This window comes from Nocardia sp. CA-136227 (genome assembly GCF_050955695.1).
In the GTDB taxonomy this organism is placed as follows: domain Bacteria; phylum Actinomycetota; class Actinomycetes; order Mycobacteriales; family Mycobacteriaceae; genus Nocardia.
On record NZ_CP192081.1, the window covers coordinates 5,035,950 to 5,049,384 of the forward strand.

Genomic DNA, 13,435 nt, shown 5'->3' on the forward strand with positions numbered 1-13,435 from the left:
ATTATCAGAGTGGGACAGGCATTTTCGCGGTCACCAGCTCGGTGACGGCGCGAGCGAAGCGACCTCGGGACACCGCCGCCACCGAGACGGCGTCGGCGTAGGTGTCGACGTCGGTGAGCGTGGGCAGCGCGTGCACCCGTAATCCGCTGTGCCGCAGGGCCGTCGCGGTGAGTTCGCCGGTGCGGTCGGTCGACATGGGGATGTCGGCCAGCAGGTGCGCGGCTCGCGGACTGGACAGGCCCAGCGCCCACCAGCCGCCGTCGGTGGCCGGTCCGAGCACGGTGTCGCCGGTGGCGACCAGGCGGGCGGCCGAGCGGGCGAGCAGGACCGGGTCGGCCTGCGGGGTGTCCATGCCGATCTGCAGCACCGGCACGCCGAACTCGGCGGCGTCGACGTGGGCGTGGGCGAGGCGCTCGCCGAAGCTGTCGCCGCGCTGCGGGATCACGGTCACCTCGCGCAGGGCGGCGTTCAGTTCGACCGAGCGCTCGGCCCGGTCCAGGTCACCGGTCCAGGCGACGACGGGGTGGCGGATGCCGCTCTCGCGCACCGCGTCCAGGGTGTCGAGCAGGGCGCAGGCCGCCAGGTAAGCGGCGTCGACCGGCGAGAACTGCGGGGTGAGGCGGGTTTTGGCGAAGCCCGGAATGGGTGATTTGGCCATGATGAGCAGGGCGGCGGGGACGGTGTCGTCGAGCGGGGCATGGTCTATCTCGGTGGTCATCGCACACTCCAGAAGTCGCGGGCGGCCCGCAAGGTGCCGCGCCAGGAACCGGAGACCTTGGACTCGCCGTGAGTCCGCGGCCGATAGGTGATGTCGCGCTCCAGCACCAGCCAGCCCGCACGGGCCGCGCCGGTGAGCAACGCCAGCGGATATCCGGACCGGGAGTGCAGGTGGCCGAGCGCCTGCAATCGGTCGCGGCGGGTGACGCGCATGGCGGCGATATCGTGCACCGGCAGGCCGTACCGGCGGCGCAGCCGGAAAGCGAAGGCCCAGTTGCCGATTCGAGCGTGCACCGGCAGCGCGCCGGGGACGGCGCGGCGGCGGCCGACCACCATGTCGACGCCGGGAACGAATTCGGCCACCAGCCGGGGTAGTTCGCCGGGGTCGAGGGAGCCGTCGCCGTCGAGGACGGCGACCAGTTCGGTGCGGGCGGCATCGACGCCGGCGTGGACGGCGCTGCCGTATCCGGGCTTCGATTCGGTCACCACGGTGGCGCCCGCCGCGCGGGCCACCGCCGCGGTGCCGTCGGTGGAGCCGTTGTCCACCACGATCACCCGGTACCCGATGGGAATTGCCGACAGTACGCCGGGAAGGGCTTCCGCCTCGTCCCGGCAGGGGATCACCACCGTGACCCCGGGCTCGGAGTCCAACTCGGTCATGGCCTCGACGGTAAGCCCAATCGGGGCGTTCGACCCCCGGGACACGCATGACGAAAGTATGACGGGAGCAGCAAGAATGGCGATCCGGACAGTTCCGGCGGGTTTCGGGGCCTATGGTTTCCGGCATGGCGAACGCTTCCGCGACGAGGGTCGCGCGCTACGTCTCCACTCGCGTCGACGGCTACGGCGCACTCGCGGCCTTCGTTCTCGTCCTGGCCGCCTTCCTGATTCCGCGAATCGAGGGCAAACCCTGGCGGGACAAGCTCTATGCCGGGGCCGCACCGCTCTTCGGCGGCTGGCTCCCACATCTGGGCTGGGGCACGGTCCCCGCGGTGGCCATCGCGGCGGCGGTGGTGCGGTTCGGACCGGAGCTGGCGCGGCGGCTTTCGTTCGGGCGGCTGCTGCTGGCGACTTGGGCGACGGCGGCGGCGTGGGCGTTCGCGCTGGCCATGATCGACGGCTGGCAGCGGGGCTTCGCGGGGCGGCTCACCACCCACGACGAATACCTGCACGAGGTCGGCGGGGTGCACGACATCGGGGCCATGGTGCGCGGATTCTCCGGCCGCATCCTGGATTTCCAGCCCGACTCGTGGACCACGCACGTGTCCGGGCATCCGCCGGGGGCGCTGCTGGTGTTCGTGCTGCTGGACCGGATCGGGCTGGGCGGCGGGGCGTGGGCGGGCCTGTTGTGCCTGGTGGTGGGGACGAGCGCGGCGGCCGCGGTGCCGTTCACCTTGCGGGCCTTGGGCGCCGAGCATCGGGCGCGCGCGGCGACGCCTTTCCTGGCCCTGATGCCCGCGGCGATCTGGATCGGGGTCTCCGCCGACGGCTTGTTCGCGGGCGTGGCGGCGTGGGCGGTGGCGCTGCTGGCGCTCGCCACCCGGCTGGAGCGGGGGTGGATCGCGGCCGCGCTGGGGTCGGGCGTGCTGTTCGGGTTCACCGTCTTCCTCAGTTACGGCCTTGTGCTGATGGCGATTCCGGCCGCGGCGGTCCTGCTGGCGCGCTCGCTGCGGCCCGCGCTGCCCGCGCTCGCGGGTGCGCTGGCGGTGGTGGCGGCTTTCGCGGCGGCCGGGTTCTGGTGGTTCACCGGCTATCACCTGGTGGTGCAGCGGTACTACCAGGGCATCGCGCACGAGCGGCCGTACGGGTACTGGGTGTGGGGCAATCTGGCCGCGACGGTGTGCGCGGTGGGTCTGGCCACCGCCGCGGCCGGCTGCCGGGTCCTGGTCGAGCTGGAGATCCCGCCGCTGCGTCCGCTACGGGAATGGTTGTCGCGCTGGCGTTCTCACGTCGATCCGGCCGCGCTGATGGCGGGGGCCGGGCTCACCGCCATCCTGATCGCCGACATCAGCGGTCTCAGCAAGGCCGAGACCGAACGCATCTGGCTGCCGTTCGACGTGTGGGCGCTGGCGGCGACCGCGCTGCTCCCCCGCCACAGTGCCCGGTTCTGGCTCGTGGCGCAGGCGGCGGGGGCGCTGATCGTCAATCATCTGATCCTGACGAACTGGTGACCGCGGCACGCGGATTCACCGCCAGGTGGGCGCTCCGTCCCCGCAGGCGGCACGCAAGGGCGCGGACGAGAATTCGGCCAGGCCCGCGGTCGGGGTGACGGCGGCGGTGAAGCCCAGCGCGCGCCGTGCCCGTTCGGGTCCGGCCACGATGTGGCGGACATCGCCGGAGCGGTATTCCCCGGTCACCACCGGCTGTTTGCCGCCGCACGCGGTGGCCAGGGTGGCCGCCACGTCGCCGATCGTGATGGGAATGCCCGAGGCGATATTGAGCGGGGTGAACGCCGTCAGCGGCTGTTCGAGGGCGGACACATTGGCGGCGGCGATATCGCGGACGTGCACGAAATCGCGGGCCTGGGTGCCGTCCTCGAAGACGCGCGGGGCCTCACCCGCCTCGAGCGCCGACCGGAAGATGGCGGCGACACCGGAATACGGTGTGTCCCTGGGCATGTCGGGTCCGTAGACATTGTGGTAGCGCAGGGCGGTGACGGTGCCGCCGGTGGCCGCGGCCCAGGCCGTGGCGTAGTGCTCCTGCGCGACCTTGGAGGCGGCGTAGAGGCTGCGCGGCCGCAGCGGCGCGTCCTCGTCGATGGGCGCCCAGGACAGCGGACGCCCGTCGGGGCCGCGGTGGTCGAAACGCCCGGCGTCGAGGTCGGCGCGGGTGCGCGGGGCCGGGTCGACCGGGTCGCCCGCGGAGTCGACGTAACGGCCCTCGCCGTAGACCACCATGGACGAGGCCAGCACCAGATGGCGGCAGCGGGCCCGGTCCATGGCGGCGAGCAGGACCGCGGTGCCGAGGTCGTTGTGGCTGGCGAAGGCGGGCGCGTCCTGCGCGCTCACCCCCGCCCCGACCACGGCCGCCTGGTGGCAGACCGCGTCGACGCCGGTCAGCAGCTCGGCCAGGGCGTCCGGGTCGCGGACGTCGGCCGGGACGATGCCGGGCGGCGGGACGGCGTCGCGGCCGTGGGCGGCGGCGAGCATGAGGTCGACCGGGACGACCTCGTGGCCGGCGGCGAGCGCCGCGCGGTGGATGTGCGAGCCGATGAATCCGGCTGCGCCGGTCAGGAGTACACGCATGCGGCGATTCTGGCCGCACTGCCGCCGGAATGCGCCCGGACCGGCCGAGGTCGCCGGGTTCGTCACGATTTGGTCAGATCGCGGCGGGCCGACACGCGGGGGTCTTGCCTCGCGTCGCCGACCGGCGCACAATTCATCACGTAGTGAATTCAACACTCGATGAATTGAGGGTGACCGTGACGGCACCAGCGACAACCACCGACGCCATCGCCATCGAGCACCTGGAAGTGCGCCGCGGCGGGCATCAGGTGCTGCAGAACATCTCCCTGACCGTGCCCAAGGGCAGCATCACCGGACTCCTCGGACCGTCGGGGTGCGGCAAGACGACGCTCATGCGCAGCATCGTCGGCACGCAGATCATCGAATCCGGCACCGTGCGGGTGCTCGGCGACGAGGCCGGATCGCGCACGCTGCGGCGGCGGGTCGGGTACGTGACCCAGGCGCCCAGCATCTACGACGACCTCACCGTCGCCGACAATGTGGCGTATTTCGGCGCGCTGTACGGCGCCTCGCGCGCCGAGGTCGCCACCGCGCTGGCCGCGGTCGGTTTGAGCAGTCACTCCGGCCATCGCGGCAGCGAGCTGTCGGGCGGACAGCGCACCCGGGTGTCCCTGGCCTGCGCGCTGGTGGCCGATCCGGAACTGCTGGTACTCGACGAGCCGACCGTCGGCCTGGACCCCGTGCTGCGCGCGGATCTGTGGGAGCAGTTCGACGCGCTCGCCGAACAGGGCCGGACCCTGCTGGTGTCCAGTCACGTCATGGACGAGGCCGAACACTGCGACCGGCTGCTGCTCATGCGCGAAGGCCGCCTGCTGGCCCAGCTCACCCCCGCCGAATTGCGTTCCGACACCGGCGAATCCAGTCTGGAGAACGCCTTCCTGAAGCTGATCCGGATGGGAGAAGAGCTGTGACCGCGACCCTTTCGCGCCCGGCGGGCCCGCGCCCGCTGGGCTGCTACACCGCCACCACCGTGCGCATCCTGCGGCAGTTGCGCGCCGACCACCGCACCGTCGCCATGATCGTGCTGGTGCCCGCGCTGCTCATGACGCTGCTGTATTTCGTGTACAAGAACTATCCGATGATGCCCGGCGCGCCCCGGCTGTTCGACCGGATCGGCATCACCATGCTCGGCATCCTGCCGTTCGTGGTCATGTTCCTGATCACCGCCATCGCCATGCAGCGCGAACGGGTCTCGGGCACCCTCGAACGGCTGATGACCACCCCGCTGTCCAAGCTGGATCTGCTGGCCGGGTACGGCACCGCGTTCTCCATCGCGGCGGCCGCGCAGGCCGGGGTGGCGTGCCTGGTGGCGTTCTGGCTGCTGGGCCTGAACGCGGCGGGCAGTCCCGCGCTGGTGGTGCTGATCGCGGTGATCGACGCGGTGCTCGGCGTCGCGCTGGGCCTGCTGGCGAGCGCGTTCGCCCGCACCGAGTTCCAGGCCGTGCAGTTCATGCCGGTGATCGTGCTGCCGCAGTTCTTCCTGTGCGGGCTGCTGGTGCCGCGCGGTCAGCTGCCGAGCTGGCTGGAGGCGATCAGCAATGTGCTGCCGCTGAGCTACGCCGTCGACGCGCTCGAGCAGGTGTCGACGCACACCGGAGCGACCGGCCAGATGTGGCGCGACATCCTGATCGTGGCCGTGTTCGCCGCGGTGGCACTGGTGCTGGCGGCCGCGACCCTACGTCGGCGGACCGCGTGACGGGTAGTTCCGGCACACGCAGCGGCCGCCGGCCCGGCAACTCCGGCACCCGGGAGGCGATTCTCGACGCCGCCCGGGTGCGGTTCGCCGAGGTCGGCTTCGACAAGGCCTCCATCCGGTCGATCGCGACGGCGGCCGCCGTGGATCCGGCGCTGGTGCACCACTATTTCGGCACCAAGCACCAATTGTTCGCGGCGGCACTGCAATTGCCGATCGACCCGCAGGAGATCCTGGCCGGATTCGCCGTGGTCCCCCTGGAACAGCTCGGCGAGCACATCATCCGGACGGTGGTCGGCATCTGGGACTCCCCCATCGGGATGCCCGCCGTCGCCGCCTTCCGCAGCATGCTCGCCAGCGACGATCCCACGCTGGCGCGCACCTTCCTGCTGGAGGTGGTGCTGAAAGAGATTCGCCCGCGCGTGGATTCGCCGCCCGGCACCGGCGCGCAACGCGCGGTCCTGGCGGCCTCGCAGCTCGCGGGGCTGCTGGTGACCCGCAAGATCCTGCGGCTGGAACCGATCGCCTCGATGCCGATCGACCAGCTGGCCACCACCATCGGTCCCACGCTGCAGCGCTACTTCACCGCGGACCTCGACGGGCTCACCGCGGGCTGAGCGAACTCCGGGCCGGGATCAGTCCTGACCCAGGAACAGGGTGTGCTCGTCGTCGGAGACGTCGCGGGCCTCGTCCACGAGCAGGACCGGGATGCCGTTGTCGACCGGGTAGGCGCGGCGCAGGCGGGGGTTGTAGAGCACGGTGTCACCGGTGGCGGTGTGGACCAGCTGCAGGGGGCCCTTGTCCTGCGGGCAGGCCAGCAGGGTCAGCAGGGTGGGGTCCAGGATTTCCTCCGACATGTCCGACAACCTACCGGTCGGGCGGCGCGGCGACGGAATCGGCGGGGCGGCGGAAGCTGATGTGGCGGTGGCCGAAGAAGCTGGCCACCGCGACCAGGCTCATGACCACGACCGCGGCCGGTTTGGCCGGGGCGTGCAGCAGCGAGACGGCCAGCTGCAACAGCACCATGTTCAGCACCATGCCGACCGCGTTCACGCCGACGAAGGCCACGAAGTCGCGCAGCAGGTGGCCGCGCACCCGGAACACCAGGGTGCGGTGCAGGGCGAAGGCGATCACCATGCCGACCGCGTAGGCCAGCGCCACCGACAGGGCGGCGGCGACATCCTTGGACACCGCGTCGCCGAGCACGGTCAGCCAGAAGATGGTGAGCACCATGCCCATCAGCGTGTTGAACCCGCCGACCAGCGCGAAGGCCACCTCCTGGCGGCGCACCAGCCGCAGCAGCGGCCCGGCGGGCGCGCCCTCGGCGGGCAGCTGGGTCTCGGTCACCGCCCCGAACCCACCAGTTCGCGATCCTGGTCGTCGTCGAGCTGTTCGACGGCGGGCGCGTCCGCGCCGCGGCGGCGGGAGCGGATGTAGAGCCACTGCAGCAGGCCCACGCCGACGAGTCCGGCTCCGGCGCCGGCGATTCCGATCTTCCAGCCCGGCGGGCGCCAGCTCAGTTCCAGTTCGGCACTGTCGGTGCCGGCCGGAATGTCCACGGCGACGAAGACTTTCGACACGGTGTGGAACGGGATGGTCTTGCCGTTCAGAGTGACCCGGTAGCCGGGCCAGCCCAGGCGGGCGAAGGTGACGCGGCCGCCGGTCTCCGAGGACACGCGCACCCGGCTGGTGGTGTCGGTGTCCTCGATCGAGGTGGCGGTGACATCGTGGGCGTCGCCGACGCGGCCGTTGACCGTGGAGATCGGGCCGTTGTCGCGTTCGAGCACCCAGATGTACTTCTCGTGGCCCGGGACGTCCACGAAATGCCAGCCCTCGGGGGCGGGCTGGTCACCGGCGTCGGGGAGCATGGCCTTCTGCAGCACCACCCGGTCGATGAGCATGAGGTCGGCCAGAATGCGGCCGGTGGTCGACTCGGGGCTGAACAGGCGCTTGTAGGCGTCGGGGCAGACGCTGGAATCCCACCGCATGCAGAGCATCTCGCCGAAGTAGAAGTGCCCGTTGGGGGTGTACCCGTTGACGTAGTCCTTCTCCAGGTCCTTGGCGTAGTTGCCCCACACCAGCGATCCGTACGCCCCTTCGAGGCTCTTGTCGGCGGGCTGCAGCAGGCCGCGTTCGGCGAGCTGAATGGTGGTGCCGCCGGAGAACTTCGGGAACGCGGCCATGGCCTCGCTGCGGTTGGCGGGCAGGTTCCACGACATCGGGGTGGGCTGCACCCACCACACCTGGAACCACGCGATCGGCACCATGGCGGCGATCACCAGTGCCGCGGCCCCGGACGCGCCGCGGGTGCGGCCCAGCCACACCACCCCGAAGCCGAGCGCGATCACGACCGCGGCCGAGCCCAGGTGCCACAGCACCTGGTGCGGGTCGGCGGAGAAGGTGCGCACCCACAGCGCGAGAACCAGCACCAGCGCGGCGATGATCCGGTTGTTGCGGTCCTTCAGCGTGGCGAAGCGACCCAGCAGCACGCACACCAGGACCAGCAGCCCGAGCGCCAGCATGGGCAGCACGCGGGCGGGCCAGCGCAGCGGGCCGACGGTGCCGGGCCCGGCGGTCCACATCAGCGCCATCAAGGCGAACAGGGCGATGGCGACGAACTGCTTCCAGTGCTTCTGCGCCGCCTTCCAGTCCACGAAGGCCAGCGCCGGGATCAGGAACCAGGCGATGTAGGTCATGGGCAGCGGCTGCACATAACCCCACCACGAGTTGAACGCGGGCATGGTGGTGGGCAGGCTCGCGTTCAGCGACTCCGACCACGGCACCGTCAGGAACTGGTCGTTATTGATCTGCGAATTGCCGCGCCAGCTCACCTGCGCCGACAGCATCGACGGCAGGAAGGTCAGCAGGCCCGCCGCGCCCGCGCAGCCCGCGGCGGCGGCCAGGCGCAGCAGCGGGGCGAACGCGGCGCGCCACTGCGGCCAGGTGCGCGGTCCCCGGCACACCAGGAAGCCGACGGCCACCGCGATGAGCATGAGCACGGCCTCGACCGCGGGGAACACGTACTGCACCGAGATGGCCAGGTACAGGTAGACGAAGACCGGGATCGGACCGCCCTGGCCGCGCAGGTAGCGCTCCGAGGACGCCCAGGCGTGGATCATCCACGCGGTGCCCGCCATGGCGGTGAACCAGCTGGCCTCGTCGAAGAACAGGAAGAATCCGGTGAACGGCATGGCCACGCCGGCGACCGCCGCCCACTGCGGGCGCGCGCCGTACGCCAGGCAGACGCGGTACACGCCGAGCCCGGTGATGATCGCGTAGATCGCCTTCACGATGGTGGCGTAGAGGGCCAGGTTCGGCACCGAGGGCGCGATCAGGTCGATCAGCAGCTGCGGCGGGTTGAACAGTCCCGCTTCCTCATTGGTGTAGTTGCCGGTCATCCACTGCTGGGGCTGCAGCAGCGGGAAGTGGCCGTCGCGGAAGGCGCGGCCGAAGAACACCCACAGTCCGGTGTACTGGGATTCGGTGTCGTCGGTGAAGAAGTGGCGGGGGTTGGCCAGCACCACGGCCAGGTAGCCGAGGATCACGCCGAGGACGGTCACGCCGCCCCAGCGATACATCTCACGCCGGGTCGCGCGGCGCGCCGCGTCGTCTTCGTCCGGCCCGGATTCGGCGGCCCCGACCGCCTGGGAAACTGAGCTGTCCACCACGAGTTCCAGACCCTACAGGGCGGTGCTGTCGATGGCACTTACGCCGTGGCGGCGGGGCACTTCCGACGGCGGCCCGAGCGGGCGGGCGTCCATCCCGCTTACGCCGATCCGTCGCCTCCGGCGGGGATGGGGAATGATGGGCGGATGTCGACACTTCGCGCCGAATGCCGCGCCGAGCAGCGTGTTAGAGTTCACGGCGGCTCGGGCTCCGGTTTCCGGTGTGGAGTTCCGGCGCACTCCGTCATCGAAAGTACATTCAGCTGATGCCGATTCCGTCCGCCCGCACCTACGCGAGCGACCCCAGCGTGACCTCCGGCGAGCGCCCGGCGCGGGTGCACGCGGTCTCCGTCGTGGTGCCCGTGTACCGCGGTGAGGACACCATCGCCTCGCTGGTCAGTGAACTGGACAAGCTCGGCGAGCCGGTGACCACGCCGCGCGGCGCGAGCTTCCGGGTCGAGGAGATCGTGCTGGTGCACGATCACGGCCCCGACCGCTCCGATGTGGTGCTGCGCGAACTCGCCGAGACCTACCCGCAGGTGCGGGTGGTGTGGCTGAGCCGTAACTACGGTCAGGACGCCGCCACCATCGCGGGCATGGCCGCCGCCCAGGGCGACTGGACGGTCACCATGGACGAGGACGGTCAGCACGATCCGGCGTTCATCGCCGACTTCCTCGACGCCGCCCTCACCGAGCGCGCCGATCTGGTCTACTCCAAGCCGGTCAACACCCGCCCGCACGGCTTCCTGCGCAACATCACCTCGCGCGGGGCGAAGTTGGTGCTGGCCACCCTGTTCGCCTTCCCCGACTCGACCCGCTTCGAGAGTTACCGGCTGATCCGCGGCGACATCGCGCGGCAGCTGGCCCGGGTGGCCTCCAACGGCGTCTACCTGGACGTGGCGCTCACCTGGGTGGTGGGCGAGGTGGCGCAGGTGCCGGTGCAGCTGCGCGCCGAGGGCCGCGACGAGTCCGGCTACAACTACCGCCGGCTGTTCTCGCTGTTCTGGAAGATGGTGCTGTGCAGCGGAACTCGCGGCCTGCGCCTGGTCAGCATGCTGGGCGTGACGCTCGCGCTGGGCGGGCTCGGCATGGCGGGCTGGGTGGTCTACCACGCGCTCACCAACAGCGGCCGGGACCCGGAGGGCTGGGCGTCGCTGATGACGGTGCTGCTGCTGTGTTCGGGCGCGGTGCTGTTCTCGCTGGGCCTGATCGCCGAATACCTCGGGGTGGCACTGCATGTGCTGGTCGGTAAGCCCCTGTATCTGACGGTGGATTCGCCGACGCCGCGCCCGGAGCAGGGCGTGGGCGCCGGAATCCGCCACACCGCAACTCGTTTCGACGGTATCGAGGGGGATCCCCGCGCGTGAGCAGTGACCGCATCATCTTCAGCCGCCCGTTCCGCGCCGCGCGCGAGCTGCCGAATGTGGAGGCCGTGCTGACGTCGGATCACAGCCACGGCGACGGTCCGTTCACCGCCGCGGCGACCGCGAAGCTGCGCGACATCACCGGCGCGCCGCACGCGCTGCTGACCACGTCCTGTACGCACGCGCTCGAAATGGCCGGGCTGCTGCTGGAACTCGGGCCCGAGGACGAGGTGATCGTGCCGAGCTTCGCGTTCACCTCGACCGCCACCTCGATGGCGTTGCGCGGCTCCACCGTGGTGTTCGCCGACATCGATCTCGCGACCGGCAGTCTGGACCCGGAGTCGGTGGCCGCGGCGGTCACGCCGCGCACCAAGGCCGTGGTGGTCATCCACTACGGCGGTGTGGCCGCGGACATGGAAGGGCTGCAACGGCTGGCGGACGCGCACGGCTTCGCCATCATCGAGGACAACGCGCACGGTCTGGGCGGTTCCTACCGCGGCCGTCCGCTGGGCAGCATCGGCACGGTCGGCGCTCTGTCGTTCCACGACACCAAGAACGTGCACTGCGGTGAGGGCGGCGCGGTGCTGCTCACCGACGAGATCCTCATGGCGCGCGCGGAGATCATTCGCGAGAAGGGCACCGACCGGGCGCGGTTCCTGCGCGGCGCGGTGGACAAGTACTCGTGGCAGGACATCGGATCCTCGTATCTGCCCAGTGAATTGAACGCGGCGGTGCTGGACGCGCAGCTGGCGGAGTTCGACACCATCCAGCGCAACCGGCACCGGGTGTGGGACCACTACGCGGCGACGCTGCCGGACTGGGCCGCCCGCAACGACATTCGGCTGATGTCGGTGCCGTCGGACCGGGAGCACACGGCGCACCTGTACTACCTGCGGGTCCCGACGGAGGACCGCCGGGACGCGCTCATCGCGCATCTGTCGGGTCTGGGCATCGTGGCCCCGTTCCACTACGTGCCCCTGGACTCCTCCCCCGCCGGTTTGAAGCTGGGCCGCACGCCGAACCCGTGTGTGCGCAGCGCCGAGTTCTCGGCCACCCTGGTCCGGCTGCCGCTGTGGCCGGGGCTCACCGAGGCACAGCTGACCCGGGTCGTCGAGGGCGTCACGAGCTTCGCCGTCTAGCGCCCGGCAGCGACCGGAATCGGCTATCTGGTACCGGAAGTCACACCCCCAACCTGGGCGTATGACCAACTCTGAACCGAAAACTTTGTGAGAGAATTTTTCTCGAAATCGCTCACAGGAAGTGTGGAGCAGATACCTTTCACATCCAGTCGGCGCGTCTGGCCGACAGGATTGAGAGGTAAACCTATGGGCAAGATGCAGCGAGCCGGTTACGGTGCGGGCGCGTTCGGCGCCATGGCGGCTGTCGCGGTTTTGGCGGCGCCGTCCGCCAGCGCCGTCATCAACAATGTGGTCGTGGCGAGCACCAACCCGGTGGTCGGTTGCTCCTACCTGGTCACGGCGAACACTTCGCTGCTGGGCAGCGTCTTCACCGTCACCTTCCTCGACAACGGCGTCGAGTTCGGCAAGTCCAGCGTCGTCCTGGCCGCGAACCAGGCCACCATCAACTGGACCCCGAAGAGCGCCGGCAAGCACACGATCACCGCCAAGCAGGAGCTGATCAGCAGCCAGTCGGTCGACGTCAACGTCTCCGAGCAGAGCATCGTGTCGAAGCTGCTCGGCACCGGCAGCGCCTCCTGCACCTCGCAGAGCAGCCTGAGCGCGCAGTAACCCGCCGCATCGGCTCGACGCCCCCGGAGACTCCTTCCTCCGGGGGCGTTCGCTGTTTCCCGGGGTCACTCCCGCAGGCGGGCACGTACTTCGGCGGCAAGCGTGGCGGCGGAGTCGCGCAGGGCCTCGATCATGGGGTGATCGGGGGCGGTGGTGTCCCGGCGGTAGGCGAGGACCGTCGCGCGGCGGGCGGCCGGATCATCGATGCGGACCACGGAAATCCGTGCGGGCAGCGCGGATACGACGAGCCCCGGAACCACGGTGACGCCCAGGCCGGCCGCGACCAGACCCAGTTTGGCGACCCAGTCCCGGGCGGTGTGCGCGACGCGGGGCCGCCAGGAGGACCCTGACCACGCACCCAGCAATGTATCGCCGGGGTCCGAGCTACCGGTGATCCACGCTTCGGCGCGCAGCTCGGCGATCGGGACACTGGCCCGGCCCGCCAGGCGGTGAGCGCCGTGGACGGCGATGAACAGTGAATCGTCCAGCAGCGGTTCGACGTTCAGGCCTTCGGGACGGTCCGGACGACCCGACAACACGGCCAGATCGATGCGCCCCTTGCCGAGAGCGTTCGACAGCGCGGGCGTGGTGCCTTCGCGTAGGTGTACGCGCACACCGGGATGACGGGCGGCGACCGCGGCGATGGCGCCGGGAACGAGGGCGGCCATGGCGGTGGAGAACGCCCCCACCCGTATCCGTCCGGTGGGCAGCGGGTTGCACAGTTCGTCCCCGGCGGCGGCGAGCGCGTCGAGCACGGTGTCGGCGTGGCGCAGGACTATCCGGCCCGCGTCGGTCGGGTGCACGCCGCGGGCCCGCCGTTCGAACAGAGGAACTCCCGCCACCTGCTCCATGAGCGTGATCTGACGCGAGACCGCCGACTGGGTATAGCCGAGCCGTTCGGCGGCGCGTGTGAAGGACCCCGATCGCGCGGCCTCGCGGACCACCCGCAAGCCGGTCACCGTGAACTCGCCCATGCGGTCCAGTCATACCTGACATGCGAGAT

Annotated in this window: 14 protein-coding genes; 7 read left to right on the forward strand and 7 right to left on the reverse strand. The window is 70.6% G+C overall.

Features of this window, described 5'->3' with window-relative positions; genetic code table 11:
* Positions 1-4 precede the first annotated feature (4 nt).
* A complete protein-coding gene (locus ACQP06_RS23245; RefSeq protein WP_433666589.1) occupies positions 5-718 on the reverse strand; it encodes a TIGR04282 family arsenosugar biosynthesis glycosyltransferase in 714 nt (237 codons plus the stop codon).
* Positions 715-1,377 (reverse strand): glycosyltransferase family 2 protein, encoded by a 663-nt coding sequence (locus ACQP06_RS23250; protein ID WP_433666591.1) that lies wholly within the window; start codon positions 1,375-1,377, stop codon positions 715-717. The genes ACQP06_RS23245 and ACQP06_RS23250 overlap by 4 nt, the downstream gene beginning before the upstream one ends.
* Positions 1,378-1,502: 125 nt before the next feature.
* Here ACQP06_RS23250 and ACQP06_RS23255 point away from each other — a divergent pair, with 125 nt between their 5' ends.
* Positions 1,503-2,888 carry a hypothetical protein gene (locus tag ACQP06_RS23255; RefSeq protein ID WP_433666593.1) on the forward strand — a complete coding sequence of 462 codons (1,386 nt, stop codon included), beginning with the start codon at positions 1,503-1,505 and terminating at the stop codon, positions 2,886-2,888.
* A gap of 15 nt (positions 2,889-2,903) precedes the next feature.
* Here the strand turns inward: ACQP06_RS23255 and ACQP06_RS23260 are convergent, their stop codons facing one another.
* Positions 2,904-3,962: an NAD-dependent epimerase/dehydratase family protein gene (locus ACQP06_RS23260; RefSeq protein ID WP_433666595.1), complete on the reverse strand. Its 1,059-nt coding sequence runs from the start codon at positions 3,960-3,962 to the stop codon at positions 2,904-2,906.
* A gap of 176 nt (positions 3,963-4,138) precedes the next feature.
* Between ACQP06_RS23260 and ACQP06_RS23265 the strand changes: the two genes are divergently transcribed.
* Genes ACQP06_RS23265 through ACQP06_RS23275 form a run of 3 tightly spaced genes read left to right on the forward strand, consistent with a single transcriptional unit; the run spans position 4,139 to position 6,272 of the window.
* Positions 4,139-4,873 carry an ABC transporter ATP-binding protein gene (locus ACQP06_RS23265; protein WP_433666597.1) on the forward strand — a complete coding sequence of 245 codons (735 nt, stop codon included), beginning with the start codon at positions 4,139-4,141 and terminating at the stop codon, positions 4,871-4,873.
* A complete protein-coding gene (locus tag ACQP06_RS23270; protein WP_387309581.1) occupies positions 4,870-5,658 on the forward strand; it encodes an ABC transporter permease in 789 nt (262 codons plus the stop codon). Before ACQP06_RS23265 ends, ACQP06_RS23270 begins: the two co-directional genes overlap by 4 nt.
* Entirely contained in the window at positions 5,655-6,272 is a 618-nt protein-coding gene (locus ACQP06_RS23275; protein WP_433666599.1) for a TetR family transcriptional regulator, read from the forward strand. The genes ACQP06_RS23270 and ACQP06_RS23275 overlap by 4 nt, the downstream gene beginning before the upstream one ends.
* Positions 6,273-6,290: 18 nt before the next feature.
* Here the strand turns inward: ACQP06_RS23275 and ACQP06_RS23280 are convergent, their stop codons facing one another.
* Genes ACQP06_RS23280 through ACQP06_RS23290 form a run of 3 tightly spaced genes read right to left on the reverse strand, consistent with a single transcriptional unit; the run spans position 6,291 to position 9,233 of the window.
* Positions 6,291-6,512, reverse strand: coding sequence for a Trm112 family protein (locus tag ACQP06_RS23280; RefSeq protein ID WP_357097016.1), 222 nt, complete (start codon positions 6,510-6,512; stop codon positions 6,291-6,293).
* A 10-nt stretch (positions 6,513-6,522) separates the two neighbouring features.
* Complete coding sequence (locus ACQP06_RS23285; protein ID WP_433666602.1) at positions 6,523-7,002, reverse strand: GtrA family protein; 480 nt, start codon at positions 7,000-7,002, stop codon at positions 6,523-6,525.
* On the reverse strand, positions 6,999-9,233 hold the full coding sequence (locus tag ACQP06_RS23290; protein WP_433673412.1) for a hypothetical protein: 2,235 nt from the start codon (positions 9,231-9,233) through the stop codon (positions 6,999-7,001). The genes ACQP06_RS23285 and ACQP06_RS23290 overlap by 4 nt, the downstream gene beginning before the upstream one ends.
* A 422-nt stretch (positions 9,234-9,655) precedes the next feature.
* Between ACQP06_RS23290 and ACQP06_RS23295 the strand changes: the two genes are divergently transcribed.
* The 3 genes from ACQP06_RS23295 to ACQP06_RS23305 all read left to right on the forward strand — a co-directional run bounded on the left by ACQP06_RS23295 (position 9,656) and on the right by ACQP06_RS23305 (position 12,432).
* Positions 9,656-10,687, forward strand: a complete 1,032-nt coding sequence (locus tag ACQP06_RS23295) for a glycosyltransferase (protein ID WP_357097148.1) — start codon at positions 9,656-9,658, stop codon at positions 10,685-10,687.
* The gene (rffA, locus tag ACQP06_RS23300; RefSeq protein WP_433666604.1) at positions 10,684-11,823 is read left to right on the forward strand and encodes a dTDP-4-amino-4,6-dideoxygalactose transaminase; all 1,140 of its coding nucleotides are present in this window, start codon (positions 10,684-10,686) and stop codon (positions 11,821-11,823) included. The genes ACQP06_RS23295 and rffA overlap by 4 nt, the downstream gene beginning before the upstream one ends.
* Before the next feature lie 186 nt (positions 11,824-12,009).
* Complete coding sequence (locus tag ACQP06_RS23305) at positions 12,010-12,432, forward strand: hypothetical protein (protein ID WP_433666606.1); 423 nt, start codon at positions 12,010-12,012, stop codon at positions 12,430-12,432.
* Positions 12,433-12,497: 65 nt separating this feature from the next.
* Here the strand turns inward: ACQP06_RS23305 and ACQP06_RS23310 are convergent, their stop codons facing one another.
* Positions 12,498-13,406, reverse strand: a complete 909-nt coding sequence (locus ACQP06_RS23310) for a LysR family transcriptional regulator (RefSeq protein WP_433666607.1) — start codon at positions 13,404-13,406, stop codon at positions 12,498-12,500.
* Between the last annotated feature and the right edge of the window lie 29 nt (positions 13,407-13,435).

Bases quoted from the DNA above. Each gene is read 5' to 3' on its own strand.
- ACQP06_RS23255 (WP_433666593.1), top strand. From the start codon at position 1,503: ATGGCGAACGCTTCCGCGACGAGGGTCGCGCGCTACGTCTCCACTCGC.
- ACQP06_RS23245 (WP_433666589.1), bottom strand. From the start codon at position 718: ATGACCACCGAGATAGACCATGCCCCGCTCGACGACACCGTCCCCGCC.
- ACQP06_RS23280 (WP_357097016.1), bottom strand. From the start codon at position 6,512: ATGTCGGAGGAAATCCTGGACCCCACCCTGCTGACCCTGCTGGCCTGC.
- ACQP06_RS23310 (WP_433666607.1), bottom strand. From the start codon at position 13,406: ATGGGCGAGTTCACGGTGACCGGCTTGCGGGTGGTCCGCGAGGCCGCG.
- ACQP06_RS23305 (WP_433666606.1), top strand. From the start codon at position 12,010: ATGGGCAAGATGCAGCGAGCCGGTTACGGTGCGGGCGCGTTCGGCGCC.
- ACQP06_RS23260 (WP_433666595.1), bottom strand. From the start codon at position 3,962: ATGCGTGTACTCCTGACCGGCGCAGCCGGATTCATCGGCTCGCACATC.
- ACQP06_RS23250 (WP_433666591.1), bottom strand. From the start codon at position 1,377: ATGACCGAGTTGGACTCCGAGCCCGGGGTCACGGTGGTGATCCCCTGC.
- ACQP06_RS23290 (WP_433673412.1), bottom strand. From the start codon at position 9,233: ATGTATCGCTGGGGCGGCGTGACCGTCCTCGGCGTGATCCTCGGCTAC.